The organism is Dyadobacter sp. 676, assembly GCF_040448675.1.
Classification (GTDB): domain Bacteria; phylum Bacteroidota; class Bacteroidia; order Cytophagales; family Spirosomataceae; genus Dyadobacter.
In genome coordinates this window covers 5,946,208-5,963,502 of sequence record NZ_CP159289.1, presented here as the reverse complement: position 1 = coordinate 5,963,502, position 17,295 = coordinate 5,946,208, and the positions used below count along the sequence as shown (strand labels likewise).

General features: G+C 53.3%; 15 protein-coding genes. 6 read left to right on the top strand and 9 right to left on the bottom strand.

The features are described 5' to 3' along the window. Positions 1-3 precede the first annotated feature (3 nt). From ABV298_RS26245 to ABV298_RS26215, 7 genes are all read right to left on the bottom strand, one after another. Positions 4-1,194, bottom strand: a complete 1,191-nt coding sequence (locus ABV298_RS26245; RefSeq protein ID WP_353719099.1) for a tail fiber domain-containing protein — start codon at positions 1,192-1,194, stop codon at positions 4-6. A gap of 26 nt (positions 1,195-1,220) precedes the next feature. Continuing rightward, a complete protein-coding gene (locus tag ABV298_RS26240; protein WP_353719098.1) occupies positions 1,221-2,093 on the bottom strand; it encodes a T9SS type A sorting domain-containing protein in 873 nt (290 codons plus the stop codon). Beyond that, positions 2,020-2,655: a hypothetical protein gene (locus tag ABV298_RS26235; RefSeq protein ID WP_353719097.1), complete on the bottom strand. Its 636-nt coding sequence runs from the start codon at positions 2,653-2,655 to the stop codon at positions 2,020-2,022. Before ABV298_RS26235 ends, ABV298_RS26240 begins: the two co-directional genes overlap by 74 nt. 62 nt (positions 2,656-2,717) lie before the next feature. After that, a complete protein-coding gene (locus ABV298_RS26230; RefSeq protein WP_353719096.1) occupies positions 2,718-3,869 on the bottom strand; it encodes a tail fiber domain-containing protein in 1,152 nt (383 codons plus the stop codon). Between the two features lie 203 nt (positions 3,870-4,072). Beyond that, positions 4,073-5,053, bottom strand: a complete 981-nt coding sequence (locus ABV298_RS26225) for a ThuA domain-containing protein (RefSeq protein ID WP_353719095.1) — start codon at positions 5,051-5,053, stop codon at positions 4,073-4,075. A gap of 98 nt (positions 5,054-5,151) precedes the next feature. Further along, the gene (locus ABV298_RS26220) at positions 5,152-6,348 is read right to left on the bottom strand and encodes a cytochrome c peroxidase (RefSeq protein ID WP_353719094.1); all 1,197 of its coding nucleotides are present in this window, start codon (positions 6,346-6,348) and stop codon (positions 5,152-5,154) included. Positions 6,349-6,444: 96 nt separating this feature from the next. Next, a complete protein-coding gene (locus ABV298_RS26215) occupies positions 6,445-8,859 on the bottom strand; it encodes an ABC transporter permease (protein ID WP_353719093.1) in 2,415 nt (804 codons plus the stop codon). A 222-nt stretch (positions 8,860-9,081) separates the two neighbouring features. Here ABV298_RS26215 and ABV298_RS26210 point away from each other — a divergent pair, with 222 nt between their 5' ends. From ABV298_RS26210 to ABV298_RS26200, 3 genes are all read left to right on the top strand, one after another. Next, positions 9,082-10,431, top strand: a complete 1,350-nt coding sequence (locus ABV298_RS26210; RefSeq protein WP_353719092.1) for a hypothetical protein — start codon at positions 9,082-9,084, stop codon at positions 10,429-10,431. Positions 10,432-10,579: 148 nt separating this feature from the next. Beyond that, on the top strand, positions 10,580-11,482 hold the full coding sequence (locus ABV298_RS26205; protein WP_353719091.1) for a helix-turn-helix transcriptional regulator: 903 nt from the start codon (positions 10,580-10,582) through the stop codon (positions 11,480-11,482). 86 nt (positions 11,483-11,568) lie between these two features. Beyond that, the gene (locus ABV298_RS26200; protein WP_353719090.1) at positions 11,569-12,804 is read left to right on the top strand and encodes an MFS transporter; all 1,236 of its coding nucleotides are present in this window, start codon (positions 11,569-11,571) and stop codon (positions 12,802-12,804) included. Between the two features lie 15 nt (positions 12,805-12,819). Here ABV298_RS26200 and ABV298_RS26195 read toward each other — a convergent pair whose 3' ends face one another. Next, the gene (locus ABV298_RS26195) at positions 12,820-13,959 is read right to left on the bottom strand and encodes a TlpA disulfide reductase family protein (protein WP_353719089.1); all 1,140 of its coding nucleotides are present in this window, start codon (positions 13,957-13,959) and stop codon (positions 12,820-12,822) included. A 585-nt stretch (positions 13,960-14,544) separates the two neighbouring features. Between ABV298_RS26195 and ABV298_RS26190 the strand changes: the two genes are divergently transcribed. The 3 genes from ABV298_RS26190 to ABV298_RS26180 are packed head-to-tail and all read left to right on the top strand — an operon-like array spanning position 14,545 to position 16,926. Continuing rightward, positions 14,545-15,342: a glycosyltransferase family 2 protein gene (locus ABV298_RS26190; protein ID WP_353719088.1), complete on the top strand. Its 798-nt coding sequence runs from the start codon at positions 14,545-14,547 to the stop codon at positions 15,340-15,342. Further along, complete coding sequence (locus ABV298_RS26185; protein WP_353719087.1) at positions 15,326-16,174, top strand: glycosyltransferase family 2 protein; 849 nt, start codon at positions 15,326-15,328, stop codon at positions 16,172-16,174. Before ABV298_RS26190 ends, ABV298_RS26185 begins: the two co-directional genes overlap by 17 nt. Positions 16,175-16,179: 5 nt before the next feature. Then, entirely contained in the window at positions 16,180-16,926 is a 747-nt protein-coding gene (locus ABV298_RS26180; protein ID WP_353719086.1) for a glycosyltransferase, read from the top strand. On the opposite strand, the gene ABV298_RS26175 is transcribed toward ABV298_RS26180, so the two are convergent. Further along, complete coding sequence (locus tag ABV298_RS26175) at positions 16,905-17,288, bottom strand: FdtA/QdtA family cupin domain-containing protein (protein WP_353719085.1); 384 nt, start codon at positions 17,286-17,288, stop codon at positions 16,905-16,907. The genes ABV298_RS26180 and ABV298_RS26175 overlap by 22 nt on opposite strands. Positions 17,289-17,295 lie beyond the last annotated feature (7 nt).

The window sequence follows — 17,295 nt, the reverse complement described above, 5'->3', positions numbered from 1 at the left end:
GGGTCAGCGTGAAGCCGTTACGGCCTCTTTCCGCGGTTCGGCCCTAATCATATTTTCAATCGCTGCCATTTTCCTGTCCATCGCTTCGAGCTTCGCCCTTAATTGATCGTTTTCTTTCTGTAACTGTCTTGTGCGCTTTTCCAAGGCCTGTATCGCAACCATATTTACGCCGTCGATATCGGAAGAATTGATGGTGGTATCGTTACCGATGCCATTCAGTCCGAATGCGGCATAAAAATCCTGCGCCATCGGCCCGATATGGCGGGTCGTCGCCTCCTGGCTCTTGTAATTCCAGCCCGTAACAGGCAGTTGCGATACCTTTTGTAAAACTTGCTCTGCGTTCAATGCCTCGAAATTCTCTTTTTTCCGCCTGTCGCTCACATTGTTCCAGGCACCTCCCCCGGGAGACAGCTCTACGCCGGTAGTAAGGCCCTGATTAGTAAACAGGCGCATTCCGCCCGCAAAACGCATGGTCAGCTGGTTTATGGCGGTACTATAAGCACTATCAACGGAGAAACCTGCACTGGCGTCGCTAATCACCATGGCCCCATGGTGTATTGCGCGCGCATTCTTGCCGAGCGCGAACGAAAAAATCCCTCTGGCGCTGTTTTGCAAACCAATCGCAACGGCGTATGGGCCATGGGCAATGGATGGCCCTATTACCACGGATCCAAGCCCTCCGGATATCGATGAGGGGCCTAACGCAATCGCGTCGTCATTGGTCGCCTGGGCACCGCTGCCTATCGCTACCGCGCCCACTCCGCTGGCGGTACCATTGAACGCAAAGGCCCTTTCGGCCGTAGCGCTACCGTTGTTGCCGAGCGCCACCGATTGGTTGCCCGACGCAGTGGTCGCCAGACCGACCGCAAAGGAAGCCTCGCCGCTGGCGCGGGTATGCGCACCGGCAGCGAATGAGTAATTTCCGATATTGTTGGAATTCCAGTAAGTACTCGAAAAAGACCCGAGGTATCCGACGCGGAACGCAGCCTTATCGGCGTACCACATCATCCGCCGCCCTTCGCCGATGGCCGGTATGCCCGATGGACTGGGTGCGACGTCACCCGGCGCCGAGAAAAGGACGCTGCTGTCCGCGACATGCAACCCGGCCTGGGGCGTGAGCGTACCAATACCGACCTGGGCATTGGCATACAAGGATACAGTAACAAATAGAGAAGTAAAGACTGACTTTTTCATAACGTGAAGTGGATGAGAGGGAAAATTTATTCGATAATCAGTTTACGGCTTTCAGTTCCATGTCCGGTTGCTACTTTCAGGACATAAGCACCGGGTACCACGCCGGTCAACCCGACCTGGACCGAGCCATCCGGCATTTGCGATGTACGCACCGGAATTTGTCTTCCAAGCAGGTCCCATAAACTTACTTTGTCGGCCGGAACCCGGGACGTAACGGTTACCGACGTCGATTTCCCTGCCGGGTTGGGATATACGCCAGCCATGCCGGCATTGCTTTCCGGTTTCAGGGATATCGCCCTTGTCAGGCTGAACGTACCGTCGAAGTCAACTGAACGCAGCCGATAGTAAACAGTTTGTCGCTGGCTGCCGAACGATTTATCGACGAAACTATATCGTTGCGGGCCGCTGCTGTAACCTGTGGCTACCACCGAGCCGATCTTCTGAAAAGTTCGGGCATCGGTACTGCGTTCTACTTCAAAATGTGATGCATTGGCTTCGCTCGTGGTTTGCCATTCGAGCAATGCGCCGTTCTCTACGATCCGACCGTCGAAACCGACCATCGTAACCGGCATTCCCGCTCCCGGAATAGCGCCAAGCGTAAACGGGCTCCATGACGAGATCGCCTCGCTGGTTACGCTGCCGGCAGCCAATATGCCCGAGGCATTTGAGCCCTCATTGAGCCAATTACCTCCCGTGAGGTGCGCCACACTGAACACATTCACATTTTCCGAAGCAGTAATCGAAGGGTTCCGGAAATCGTCCCAGGAGATGGTCACTTTACCTGTGGCAGAGCCGATCGGCGAAATGTCCCAGTACTCTTCGTTGTTATAGGCCTCCAATGCGACAGCAGAGGCCCCCCGTTGTGCCGAATGTGCCGGTACCCGCGTCCGCAGCGACATAACGGGCGAGCATTCCGTTGCTATTTTCCGTCAGATCTACGGTAACCGGCTGGTATTTGGCAGCATTCCCAACCGGATAGGTAAAACTGCCGAGCCCCTCGCGAACCACGTAACCATCTACATGGCTTGTGTCCGAAACACCGGTTACCGAGCCGTTTCCGGTGATTGCCAGCGGTGCAGCACTGTTGGCTGCGGTAACGATGCCATTGGTAAAATTCACGGTCCCTCCGGCCCGGAGCGTATTGTTCAAAACGATGCCGGCGGGATTGTCGATTGTCAAATCATGTGCGAAATAAGCACTGCCGCCGTCCACGGTCTGCGGCACTATCCCTTTAAGAGTAATCGATCCGGCACCGTCCGCGGTCATGACCTGGTCGTTGTGCAGGTTGCCCGTAAGGAAAAGGTTGCCGTCGTTTGCGAATGTCCCGCCGGTAATCCGCAGGTCGCCGTTTACCTGCAAAATACCACTTTTGAGAATAAAGGTCCCGCCGGTAGCGGATAGCCCCTGCGCGGCGGCACTCCCGCCTAACGCAAGGATTGCCAGGATATAAAGAGTTTTCATCTGGAAGATTGTCTACGCTGAAACTTGAATTGAATGGTAAGCCCGGTATTTAGCGGGCATGATTACGCACCCTGGGCTACCTGCCGCCGGGACGCGATCCGGAGCAAACCGGCACCGATGGCAAACGCCAGCATTCCGATACCTGCGACGTTCATCCAGGAACCGGGGCCGTTGTCGCGCAATTGCTGGTGAAGGGCCGCATTATCGGCTTTCAGATTTGCGAGTTCGGCGGCCATATTTCGGGTACGCTCTTCCAATGCTTTGATGCCCGCCAGCGCCACGCCGTCGGCATCCACCGTTCCGATGCTCCGGTCGTCGTGTCCGAGGCCGAATGCGGCGTAAAAGTCCTGTGCCGTGGGTCCGATATGACGAATCTTGTTCCCGTCCACCTTGTAGCTCCATCGCGTCACGGGCAATCGGCGCAGTTTGTCCAGCACCTCATCATTGGAGATAGGTTCGAAGAGGTGCTTCTTATTGACATCCGACACATTTTGCCATACCCCGGAAGTTGTGAGCAAAGCGCCGGTAGAAGTAGAAATAACTGCATTTGATTGCCCCCAGTTGCTGATAGAGGCACCGCTCTGTATGGTAATTCCCGTACTGAGGTTAGAAGAAGTAAATATCCGGAATCCGCCCCTGACACGCCAGCTGGCCGAATGGTCAACCCCCGATCTCAGCGTGTCCTGGATAGATTTGTCCGCAAACACAAAACTACCCTGGCGCGCGTTGGTATGTGCATGAAAACCCATTGCAACAGAAGCCGGTCCGCTGGCATAACTGTCTTCACCGACGGCAAATGAAGAAGGTGCCACAGCGCCGGTCCGCAGACCGAATGCCGTCGCGGCGCTGGCGGTTGCACGCACGTCGTTACCCATGGCTACCGAATAGTCCCCGATGGCAGGGTTATCCCAATAATTTCCCGACACAGTTCCCGCGCGGAAAGCGGATTTCCCGGGATGCCACATTACACGGGTTCCCGCACCGGTTGCCGGCAAATCGGCAACGCTACCGGTAAAAGTGCCGCCCAACAAGAACCCGCCATTTTGAAAAACAACCATTCGCGTGTTTTGGGAAGCATCCCGCGCGGCTACAAGCGTATCCGTCTGCTGCGCGTAAAGGCCCGCGGGCAGCAATATCGCGCTTAACAGTCCGCCAAACCGGGGCCATATCGATGCACGGGATCGAAAAGATTTCGGGGTAAATTTTCCCTTCATAATCGAAATAGTGTTTAAAGTGAACAGATAAAGTAATTTCCACAAAAGTAGGCGCTGATAGAGAAATACTTCTACTAATTTTCTCCAATCGTACAATCGAAAATAAAAAGCCGCGGAAAGGATTCCACGGCTTCATTGCAATATCCAGGTGCTACTGTTCTTCCACGATCTCGATTCTTATCTGTTTCGGGCCTTCATGCGCTTTATTGGTCAAATTTCCGCTGACTGGTCTTTTCGGCGGTCGGAAAATCGGCCGGAACGGGAATATCGACCTTACCGGTTGCCGCCCACTGGCTTCCGCGTTGCAGGCAGGTAATGAAGCCTACACATTCCACCGAATAGTCGGCATGCCCCAGCGCCATATGGAATATACGGCCCTTACCATAGCGGAGCGCGATCAGCATTGGTTCGTTACGATCGGTACCATTGTTGCTTTTAGGCGAAAATGCGGTGGCGAGGATCTGCATGTTTTCGGCCGGCCCGCGCAAGCGGTCATACAACTCGTCGCGGCTGTGCAGCCACCTGGCAGGCATTCCTTTTGTGATGGGATGGTCAGGCTCGCGAACCGTTATCTTAAACTCCATTTGCGCCCCGTGCGAACCGGCTTTACCAGGCCGGGTATCACGGATCTCCTTGCCGTCCTGATCGATGTAGACATACGGGCCGTCTTTTTCTGTCCGGTCTCCCCAGCCTCCCAGGCCGATCATCCGGTTGTAGGCCGGCCATTGCGGAAATGAGTTATTAGCCGCGTGAACCACCACGAGCCCGCCGCCGTCTGCCATAAATTTTTCAAAATCCTTCTGTGCTTCGTCCGACCACGGCGCCGCGTTCCAGCCGAAGTTGCAGATTACCACGTCGTAGTCCGAAAATTTGGGATGGAATGCCGAATCCATCTTCGGCTCCTTCAATGGCTGGGTCCGGGGCCCTCCCTGAACCGGATACAGCCGCACCCATTTGTCGCCCTGCCACGTGTAACGCGTGCGTTGGATGTCCACCGCGAACTTTTTAGTGTCTTCCAGGTAATATTTCATCATGGCCGTGATTTTGGGCCATTGTTCGTGGTTGTTCTGTCCGTCGACAATCAATACACGAAGGGGCGGGCGCTGCGCTACGGACCGCTCGGAAAGGGTGCACATTCCCGCCAGCATAACCAGGGAAAAGAGGATTTTGTAAGTTTTTAGCATAAAATCGAAGTTTTCCACCGCTTCATGACGGCGTGTAGTAAGGACTGCCAAGGTAAAGTAATGTCCGTTTTAAATCAAATGCGCCGGGCACCTTATGGTTAGCGGCCCATGACCGGCAGGCCGCTCGGCACGCTTTCGGGAATGGTTTTGTCGAAAGAATCGTCGTTGAGTGTGTTCAGGAACTCCACGATCCGGGAAATGTCCTTGAAATTGACATCCATATGCGTAGCCAGCGGGTCCATCTGCTTTGCGCTTACCTTCGGATTCAGCAATTTGCCACCGGCGATATCCTCATAGAACATCAGGACCTGATCGAGGGTGGCGAACTTGCCGCTGTGCATGTATGGCCCGGTAAAACGCAGGTTACGGAGCGACGGTGTTCTGAATGCATAGGTGTTGTTCGCTCCCGAATCGCTCTCCTTCCGGTTTTCGGTGTCGGGCACGCCAAGGGTATGCAGCTTGAAATCCGAGAACATCGGACCGGAATGGCATTTTGCGCAGCCGGTCACGAGAAACGCGTTCATTCCTTCCTTTTCGCCAGTCGACAGCGCATTGCTATCCCCGCGCATATATTGGTCGAATCGCGTGTTAGGGGCGATCAGCGAGCGCTCGTAGGCAGCAATAGCACGGCCGAGATTCGTTTCGCTGACAGGCGCCACGTCGCCGGGAAATGCCTTTTGAAACAAATCCCGGTATGCCGGTATCCTGCCAAGCCTCCCCACGACTTCATCCAGGATCTGGTTTTCATGAAAACCTCTCCCTCTCATTTCCTCCAACGTTTTGATGGGTTCCAAAGCTTGTTGTTCCAGGCTTTTCGCACGCATATCCCAGAACATCGGGGCCGCGGCGGGATCGAATTCCTCGTGATTCCGCAGGCCGTTGAACGCGGTATTCAATACACTCTGGGAATTGCGCTTCACGAACGGGATGTCGTTCGGGTCCACGAACCGGCGGCTCTGCCCACGCCCGACGCCGTTCACGCCGATCGATGTTTCGAGGAATTCGGCATAGTTGAATTCAGGCTGGTGGCAGGTAGCGCAGGCCACATCCTTGTTCCCCGAAAGCACCGGATCGAAAAACAGCAACCGGCCAAGCGCTACTTTTTCGGGCGTCGAAGGATTATCCGCCGGATCCGTCGCCGTCAGCGGCAATGCGCCCAGATCGGCGATCGTCTCGACCCGTTCCTCCTCCTTTTCCGATATTTCGTTCCGCTCACTGCCACAGGAAAACACAATAATAGCGACTCCCGCAATCAAAACACATTTCCTGAACACTTCAATCGATACTTCTGACATTACAATCCCGATATTCTGACACAAAATCTTAATATATAAGACGAGCGTCCGTCGAAATTACCATTCCGAGTGTCCAGGTAATGTTGCGCAGCGCGGCTAATCGGCCCGCAAATTCCTTACCGGATTGAGCAAAGCCGTCCTGACAGCCTGGAAACTGATCGTTACGACGGCCAGCAACAATGCCGACAACGCCGCGGTCACAGGCACTTCCCAACCTATCCCAACGCGATAGGCGAACGACCCGAGCCAACGCTCCATTGCCCACCAGGCAACCGGCAGCGATATCGCGATAGCCACGAGTACCAGCATGATAAAATCGCGCGACAACAAAAACGCCACGCTGCCCACCGACGCGCCCAGAACTTTCCGGACGCCTACCTCTTTCACACGGAGTTTTGCGGAATACGCCGAAAGGCCGAACAGCCCGAGGCAGGAAATGAAGATCGACAACATCGCGAAACCGTTGAATACCTGGCTCATACGGTTTTCGGTGGCGTATAATTTGTCAAGGTTTTCGTCCAGGAAAGCATATGTAAATTTGCTGGACGGTGCCACTTTGAGAATCTGGTTTTCGAGGAACCGGATCGTGGGGGATAATGCTCCTGCCTTTACTTTTACCAAAAGATAATTAGTACGAAAAGGATTGTACTGCATTACCAGCGGCTCCACTCCCGCGTGCAAGGAAGCAAAATTGAAATCCTTCACAATGCCGACGATGGTACCGGTGTCGCCGTCCGCGATAAATGCCTCCCCGACGGGGTTTCGAAGGTGGTACGCTTTCACGGCCGCCTCGTTGAGCATAAATTCGTGATTTTTGATCTGCGGAAACTGATTCCGGAAATTTCTGCCCTCTTTGAGTCTGATGCCCAGCGTCGTCAGGATCCTTTCGTCCGACCACGCCATTCTCGCATGCTCAGGGAAGTTGTCCTGACCGGGGCGGTGCAATGGAAAAGCCTCGTAATTGCCGAAACGTTCGCCAGGTAGTGAGGAAGTAATGGAAAAATCGGCGATGCTGCCGTTTTTCGACATTTCGTCCATCAGCACACCATATTTTTCCCTGATCGGGTCGTACATCGTTACGGCTACCACCTGGTCCCTGTCAAAGCCGAGGTCCTGATCGTGAAAGAGCTGCATCTGGCGGTAGACGATCATCGTGCCGAATATCATAAAAACCGAGACTGTGAACTGGAACACGATCAGCCCTTTGCGCAGCATATTCGCCGCCGGCCCCGAAATCCGCTTGCCTTTGAGCGACACCACCGGGTTGAAGCGTGCAACAAACCATGCCGGGTACAGCCCGGCAAGCACCGCGATGCCGATAATGAGCAACGCCACAATGCCCAGATTGGACGCGGTAAACATGGCGTCGAATACAAAACCGCCGGAAGCGACATTGGTATAATAGGGTATGACCAGCTTGAAGAGCAGCACGGCCACGGCGGTAGAGAGCAATGTTACCAGCAACGATTCACCCAGGAACTGGCGCAGCAACTGCCCGCGTGTGCCGCCCACGACCTTACGAAGCCCTATTTCCTTCATCCGGTTGAATGCCAGGGCAGTAGAAATATTGACAAAGTTGACAGTTGCTACGAGTAATATAAAGATAGCGGCGACCGCGAATATATAGATGTAGGTAATGTCGCTGTTGGGAGACATCTCCTTTTCGAGCCTGGAATGCAGGTGAATGTCCCTGATCGGCTGCAAATGAAATTGCGTGGTTGTCCGGATTTTCGCGGCAGATTCGCCGTCCGGCGCGTAGAACCGTTCCGCAAATGCCGGCAATCCGGCTTCAACCTGCTCGCGCGAGGCGTCTTTCCTTAGCATAATGTAGTTGTAGAACCCCGACCAGCCGGTGTTTTCCATGGATTGCTTGTCGATATACCGGTCGATCGTCGGCATCGAAACCAGGTAATCGAACTGCAAGTGGCTGGGAAACCCGAATGCCTTCACAACCCCGGTCACAAGCAGCGGAAGTTTATTGCGATCGTCCTGGATCGTCTTGCCGAGGGCATCGGCGTTTCCGAAATATTTTCTGGCCATTGATTCAGTCAGGACAATGGTATTAGCGTCCCTGAGGGCCGATCGGGAATCGCCCGCGACAAACGACAGGTCGAACATACCGATTACATCCGCATTGGCGAAAAGGCCGCCTTTTTCCTCGAACCGTTTCACCTCGCCCGACGGGGCGGTATAGCTGAACAGCTGATAGGGGTACAACCTGTGAAGCCGCACACCCGCCTCGATTTGCGGGAAAGCCTGCTGCAATGCCGGTACCAGCGGCGGCGGCGTGGCGGCCCAATGCCGGTTGTCCTCGCCTTTGTCCTCGTAGGTCACACGGTAAATCCGGTCCGCGTTGGTGAAGCCTTCGTCGTAGCTAAGCTCGTGACGGATATGAAAGACGATCAGCAGTACGCCGGTAATGCCGACCGCCAGGCCAGCGATGTTGACGAAGGAAAAAGTCTTGCTTTTCCAGAGATTTCGCCATGCGATTTTAAGGTAATTGCTAAACATTTCGGACGGATGTTTTATGCAGAAAAATATTATTCCGCACACTGCCCGTTAAAAACGAATGCCAAAATTGTAAAAAACTGTTAACGAATCAGTTATACCAATTTATTCTCTTTAAAATTGTCCGATATCGTACAGTCGCGACCGGCAGGGAACGTTTTCAAACGCATTGATTATAAGCGACTTTATACTACCTTTATTTATAAAGTAAACGACGATGTACTTATGAAACGAATCCTGCCTCTGACGTTGCTGATAACACTCCTCCTTTCCCAATGCAAAAAGAAAGACGAGCCGGCACCTCAACCCGGATCTACCCGGGAAACCGACGTGATCGGCCTATCCGTCGACGGTGTCGATGCCCAAAATATCGAGGTGGGCAAAGATTTGATCGTCATCCGGTTACCTGAAAATTATGCGGGCGGGGATTTCATCAAGCCACACATTACATTCGGCGTCGGTTATTCCACACGGTCGGAGCTGGTAAACGGATTTAGTTATCAAGGCAAACAACTGAGCTTACGGCTCGAAAGCACGGTCGGTGAGGCGCGGACCTACAATATTTATGTCATCCCCTATCAGTCCGTGGAGCTTACCGAACCGCCCGGAGACCATCAGATCATACTCGGGCCCGATGCGGCTATCCCGGTACCGGCGGTTTTCAAAGGCACTGCACAAACCGTTAACGACAGCGGGCGGATTGTCGAACATCCGGTGGTCGTGCTGAAAAACAAGGCGACCGGTGCTATGGCACACTGGCTGTATCCCGACCTCGTGCCTGACAGCAACGACCGAAAATTCCGGCTTTTGTTTCCGGCGACGATAGCGGCCGGCGACTACACGGCAGAAGTCGTGTGGGGCGGGCAGAGGGTCGTTTTGTCCGATAACATCACCATTAAGCCCGGTCCGCTGCAATTGAAACGCAGCAAATGGTATATGTCCCCTTCCAGCCGCTATTTCGAGCTGACCGGCTTTAATATCGGCAAGGAAGGCAAATATGAGCTAACGCTGGCTAACGACTTCACCGAAACCCGCAAGATTCCTTTGCATTTCAAGAATGCAGGCACCCTGACAGGGACGCTACCGGCGGATCTTGGGACAGGCAACTACAAGGCAACCTATTGGAAAGACGGAAAGGCGGTGGAGCCATACGATGAGACCGGTATCGGGAAATATACAGGTGAGGATCAGTTTTACTTAAAGAAGACGACCGACCAACCTGTTTTGAAGATAATCAGCCAGCCTTCCCGACGCCGGTCATTCGACACCGGCATGGGGTTCTCACTCGAATATTACCCATCGTTTGTCCGGATATCGCGGAACGAGCCACTTCTGGCCTACCGGGAACGCTCCGGTCCTTTTCCCGACCGTAATGACCTCGTGCTGGTCGACACCCGAAGCCGGAAGGAATATACGATACCCTACTCCGGCAACGCATACGGAATATTCGACGGTTTTATGGTGTTTTTCGCATATAACATCCCCGAGGCGCTTCCTGCCGGAAAGTACGAAGCCTACATGATCACCGGATCGGATAAAACGGAGAAATACAGCCAGCTTATCACTGTTCTTTAAACGAACGAATTGCGACACCGGAACCGCCCGGTACGTTGCGGCATATCCTGGCTCTCTCGCAGCCAGACCCCGCCCACCGGCTACGGATATTGAAGTGCCGGCAATGGTTGTTATCTTTGGCTTTGATTTGTATAATACCAAAGAGACAATGCATACCGAAACGCTGCAAGAGTTCTACGAACGCACTAAACAGCCGATGCCTGCGGAGCTGGCCTCGCAGGCGAACGTAAGCCACTTCAATGTCAAACAGCGTACCTGCAAAAACAGAATGACGCCCTACAACCGGCGCGACTACTATAAGATCTGCATGATCGTGGGTGAGGGCATGCACCTTGCGGGCGGAAAGGAAACGCCCGTCGAGGGGGCGGCTATCATCTTTTCAAATCCGACTGTCGCGTCGTCATACCATGCCGTTTCCGAAACACAGTCAGGTTATTATTGCCTTTTTAACGACACTTTTTTACTCAACAGCATCCGGCAGGAAATCCGGTACCGCAGTCCGTTGTTCAATCCAGCCATTCAGGCCGTGATTGCATTGAATGCCGAGACCAGGGAGCGTTTCGGGCATCTTTTCGGCGAAATGGAAAGCTTGTTATCAAGCACATACCCTTATAAATTCGATATGATCCGGAGTGTTTTGCAAATGATCATCCTGGAAGGTATTCGCTTGCAGGGGCCGGTCGTCAGCGAAAATTCCAACGACCGGCTGATCTCCCGTTTCTTCGCACTCCTCAACCAGCAGTTCCCGGTAGATTCACCCGAAAACCCGCTGCGACTGCTCACTCCGGCAGCCTATGCCGAACAGTTGAGCATTCATGTCAACCATCTGAACAATGTCCTCAAAAGATCGACCGGCAAAACCACCCGCGAGATCATTCACGAGCGGATCGTGGAAGAGGCTAAAACCTTGCTGCTGAACACCGACTGGGATGCGGCGCAGATCGCCTACACGCTCGGCTTCGAGTATCCGTCCCATTTCAACAAATATTTCAAACAAAACACCCGGACCACTCCGCTGCTGTTTCGCGAGCAGTTACGCCAGGCCAACTGACATTTGAATTGTATAATCATTGCTTTGATTCATATTACCGGCCACACCGCTTGCATACCTACCTTTGAGGCATTATTTGCAAGCATATGAAAACCATTAAAGAAACGAATAAGGCGGTGGGCACCGTTCTCGCCCTCGCTCTGATCCCCATTACGGGCTTTGCACTGGACGTATTTATCCCCTCGTTGCCGGCCATGAGCGCGCAACTGCACGCATCGCCTGCGGAAGTCCAGCTTTGCATTTCCATTTTTCTGGCAACCTATGGCATCAGCCAACTGCTTGTAGGCGGCCTGCTCGACAGCTACGGCCGCTTCTGGCCGAACATCATTGCGCTCGCCGGGTTCAGCGTTGCGAGTTTTGTGATTGCCCATACCCGCGATCTGAACGTTATCTACCTCATGCGAGCCACTCAGGGTATTATGTCGGCTGTGATTGTGGTCAGCAAACGGTCGTTTTTCTTCGATCTTTTTCAAGGCGAAAAGTTGAAACATTATACGAGCCTCTTCTCGATCATCTGGTCGGCGGCACCCATTATTGCCCCGTTTCTGGGCGGGTACCTGCAAACCAATTTCGGCTGGCAATCCAATTTTTACTTCCTCGGCTGCTTCGGACTGGTGTTTTTGGTGTTGGAGCTGCTATTCAGCGGCGAGACAATCGCAACCCGGATACCCTTCCGGCTGAAAACGATCGGCAATGCCTACCGCTCGATGCTCGGCACCCGCGATTTTACTTCCGGACTGCTCGTACTGGGCTTGTCCTATGCCATGCTGATGATCTACAATATGTCGAGCCCGTTCCTGATCGAAGAGGTAATGCACTTTCCCGCGACCGTTACCGGCAATTGCTCGATGATCTCCGGCCTGGCCATGTTGGGCGGCAGCCTGCTCTCCAAAGCGCTGATATCCAAACCATTTTATAAAAGGCTCTTTACGGCGGCACTGGTACAGGTAGCCGTCTCGGGCGGGCTCATCATGCTGACGCTGCAATATCAAAACCTGTATACGCTCATGGTGTACGTAATCCTGCTCCATTCGGCATCCGGCTTTATTTTCAACGGGATGCTGGCCTATTGCCTCACCCGCTTTACGCAGTTCGGCGGCCTGGCCAGCGGCCTTACGGGGGGCGGTTATATCCTCTCTACTTCCGCATTCAGCTATATGGTTGTCAAAACGATCCGGATCGACAGTCAGGCCTGGCTGGGCGCCGGTTATGCCGTGCTGATCCTCGCCGTGCTGCTGCTCATCACCCGCACGAAATGGATCGAGCGCGAAGCGAAAAGCGGGGCATTGCGGGAGGACGAAGGGATATTAGCTGTGGATTAAAGTTGGGAACACCAGTTATTTTCCTTCCAAAACGCTGCTCAGTTTTTCCTGCAATGCAGCACCGCGCAGGTCGCGGGCGATGATTTTACCGGAAGGATCTATCAGGAAATTCGCGGGAATTCCACGGATACCGTACAATTTTGCAGCCGCATTGTCCCAGCCTTTCAGATCGCTGACCTGTGTCCACGTCAACTGATCCTTTTCGATCGCTTTAACCCACGCTGCGCGCTGCGACGGCGCGTCGAGCGACACGCCCAAAACCTCAAAACCCTTATCCTTAAAGCGCTTATAGGACGCCACGATATTGGGATTCTCTTCCCGGCAGGGACCGCACCAGCTTGCCCAAAAATCCAGCAAAACATATTTGCCCCGGAAATCGGAAAGGCCTACTTCCCTGCCGGCGACCGTCCGCTGTTTGAAATCCGGTGCTGTTTTTCCTATCCGGGTATTACTTTGAGAGGCGATCATGACAGGGATTTCCCGGCCAACCGGGGTAGCTTTCAGGCCAGGGGCAAGTTTTTGATACGCCTTTTCCGCCTCCGCGGTCAGGCCTGGCTGAGCCGCGATGTGCGACAAACTAATTACGCTCAGGTATGAATCCGGGTGCCGGTTTACAAAATCCAGATGTATCAGGAAACTCTGTTGGAGCAATTGCCTTTCTCTACCCAGAAAATCGTCGAACACGTTCTTATCCTTTTGCTTTTCCGCGGGTAGTGCTACAAACTCCTTTTGAAGCGCTGCAAAATCATCCTCGTTCTTTTTGAGCATTGCGCGAAGTTCCGCATGCAGCTTGTTAATTTCCGAGCCGTCGATCGCGATATGTTTCAACGAATCGGTCGCTGACATCGCCTGATTTTCGGGAGCGAGGTAAAAACGCAGGTAATCTATCGGTTCGCCGGGTTGAAGCCTGTTTTTATAAGGATCTTTGTGCAGGTACAGTCCGGCCAGAACAGGGTAATCCAGCTTTCCCCTGAATTCGAAATGGCCGTTCCGGACGGTCGTCGAGTCGGCAATATGCCGGTCATCGATCTGGTAAATCAAAAAAACCTTATCACCATTTTGCAGCCGGTCCACGTCCGCCCGGATCTCGAAATCGGGTTGGGCAATACCCCACAAGGGCATGGAGGTTGTAAGCAGGATTGACAGGCGTTTCATTGGTTTCAATTTGTAAGCTTTGGTTACTTACTCGAAAAATGCAAAAGGGCCATACGGCGGATTCCTACCGTCGCCCTCGTAGCATTTCAGTAGCAAGTCCCGCACCACGGCAATGCGTCTTCCCGCATTTTACCATTAACACCGGCATGTTAAAGAAATTAGAAAAAAATAAGAAACCGCTTTGCTGTTATTCTTATACTTTTTCGATCTTTATGTTGTCCCAATTTATGACGACGCTCAATCCCTAACAAACGTAAAGCATGTCCCCTATCAACAATTTCTCCGCCAGCCAGTTATGGCCATCCCGTCACCCGAACGGGCAAACGTATAGCGTTGTTAGTAACTGGCGGTTTCCGAAATAATCCCCCGTTTTCCGGCCTGAAATTATTCCTTCGCGAAGAATCGCAGCTTCTGTTTGTTTTTAACCGACAGATTATTGATCGGTTACAACCATGGACAGCCCGTACGTGTCACGTGTTTGCTGTATCTGCTGTTCGTCGTAAAAATAGGAAGCCGATCAGGTCGGAGGTGATTTGAAAACGTCCCGACACCAAGTGTACCAGGAACAAATAACTCGGATTATCGATGGATTCCGCTTCGGCAACCTCGCTCATTATCGCTACTTATAACTGGGCGGAAGCGCTGCATTGCAGCCTTTTGAGCGTAAGTAAACAAAAAGTCCTTCCCAGGGAAGTGATCATCGCCGACGACGGGTCGGACAACCGGACGCGAGACGTGATCAACCGAATGCAGGATGGCTTTCCCGTGCCCCTTATCCACGTCTGGCACGAAGACCTCGGTTTTCGCAAGAGTCAGATCCTCAACAAGGCGATCGGCCGGTGCACCGGCTCCTATGTGATCCAGGTCGATGGCGATGTGCTGCTGCATTCATCGTTTATTGCGGATCACCTGGCCGCCGCCGAACGCGGCGCATTCATACGCGGCACGCGCGCGCGGCTCACACCTGCGAAAACCGAAGAATTGCTCCGCAATGCCGAAACAAACGTCAGTTTCTTTTCCCGGGGGGTTTACAACCGGCTCAACGCCGTGCGGCTGCCCGTGCTACGGTCGCTGGGCCAGCGTAAGGAAATGAAAAGCCGGAGCGTCCGGGGCAGCAACCTGGCTTACTGGAAGGACGACTTCCTGCGGGTGAACGGTTACAACAACGACCTCAGCGGCTGGGGCCACGAGGACGAAGAGCTCGCCGCCCGGTTTATCAATAACAATATCATCAAAAAAATCGTGAAGCTGAGCGCGGTACAGTACCATTTGCATCACAACGAATTACCCCGGTCGAGCGAACCGCATCATCGCCGGATCATCCAACATACCCTGCTAACAAAAGTTAAAAGATGTTCCAATGGATATGAAAACCTTCACTAAAACCTCGCTGATTATTTCCACCTACAATTGGCCGGAGGCGTTGCGGCTATGCCTGCTAAGCGTCAGGGAGCAGTCGGTATTGCCCGATGAAGTGATTATCGCCGACGACGGCTCGACCGGGCAGACCGCGGAGGTAATCGAAGCGATGCGGCCCCTGTTGCCGGTAAGGCTCCTTCACGTGTGGCAGGAAGACGAAGGGTTCCAGCTTTCGAAGATCCGCAACAAGGCCATCGCCACAAGCTCCTGCGACTATATCATCCAGATCGACGGGGACCTTGTCCTGCACAGGCATTTTATCAAAGACCATCTCCGGCTAAGCAAACGCGGCACATTCGTGGCCGGCAGCAGGGTACTGATGAGCAGGGAGTTATCCGATACGATGCTTCGCGCGCAAAAACCCGGAGTGTCCCCATTCCAACCGGGCCTGGGAAATTTTTCAAACCGGTTCAGCATTTCGTGGCTGAGCAGGTACATGGCCGACCGGTACAAAACACACGACATATTTGCCCTGCGCGGCTGCAATATGGCATTCTGGCGCGAGGACCTGCTTCGTGTGAATGGCTATAACGAGATGTTTCATGCCTGGGGCCGCGAGGACAACGAAATTGCCGTGCGGCTGATCAACGCCGGGTTGAAAAAACGGGCCGCCAAGTTCGGCGGGGTTGCCTTCCACATTTACCATGCGGAAGCCGACCGGGGCGGCTGCCGCGAGAACGAGGTGTACCTTACCGACGCGCTACTCAACAAAACAGTGTATTGCAACCAGGGGCTTCACCAGTACCTTCACAATGCAGAACCTGCACGACTGACCGAGAACGAATTTGCGCTTTGACCTGCATGGGTAACAACCGACTGATCTCCGTCATCCTGGTTACTTACAATGCAGAGCGCTTCTTACAAAGATGCCTTGACAGCATTTACAGTCAACAATACCCGCATATCGAAATCATCGTGATGGACGGCGGGAGCACGGACGCCACGCCGGTAATACTACAAGAAAACAGCCACCGGCTCGCATTCTGGAAAAGTGAAAAAGACGGCGGCATTTACGAAGCCATGAACAAGGCCCTGGACCATGCCCGGGGCCAATGGATCTATTTCATCGGTGCCGACGACATGCTTACGCCACAGTTTTCGATGATGGCCGTCGAGCTGCAAGAGCCCACCGCCATTTATTACGGAAGCGTTTTGAAGGCAGGAATGAAGTATCTGGGAAAAATGAGCCCTTACAAGCAAGCCAAAACGGGCATCAACCACCAGGCTGTTATTTATCCGGCCGGGTTGTTTTCCCTGCGCAGGTACGACACGCGCTACCGCATTTCCGCCGACCACGTATTTAATATGGGCTGGCACAGCGACCACCGGTACCACTTCACATTCAAGGACTTCGACATCGCCGTTTTCAACGACACCGGAATATCCTCCCTGCAAAAAGATCCTGTTTTTGAAAAAGACAAAGCCGGACTGATCCTGAAACATTTCGGTCCGGCCATTTATCTGAGGTTTCTGTTCAAGCGGTTTAAAGAACGGCTTTCGAACCGTGGCAACCGGCTGCCGGAAAATCAGGCAAGCGACACTCCGTAACGATATGGCTCATGAACGCCTTCGCTATGTCCGAAAGGCTCGGACGCAAGCACCATCAGAATGGATTCATCCATAATTTCGGTCATTTCGTACCGGTCTTCCGGCGTGAGTAAAAGGCATTGATCGGCCGTATGAAGGATAAATCGCTGCATTTCAGTGCCCGTTTGACTTGTAATGAGGCATCGCCCTTTCAGACAGACGACGGCCAGCTTTATATTTCCAAAATCGCCTTCATCGCGGGCGAAGTAATCGCGGTCGTTCACATAAAAAATACGTTTGATTTCGAATGGAATCACACGTTCGATCACGGTTAGGCTTCCACGCGTGTCGGTAAACGTTTTCAGGTTAATTAACTGAGCCAAGGGGGTG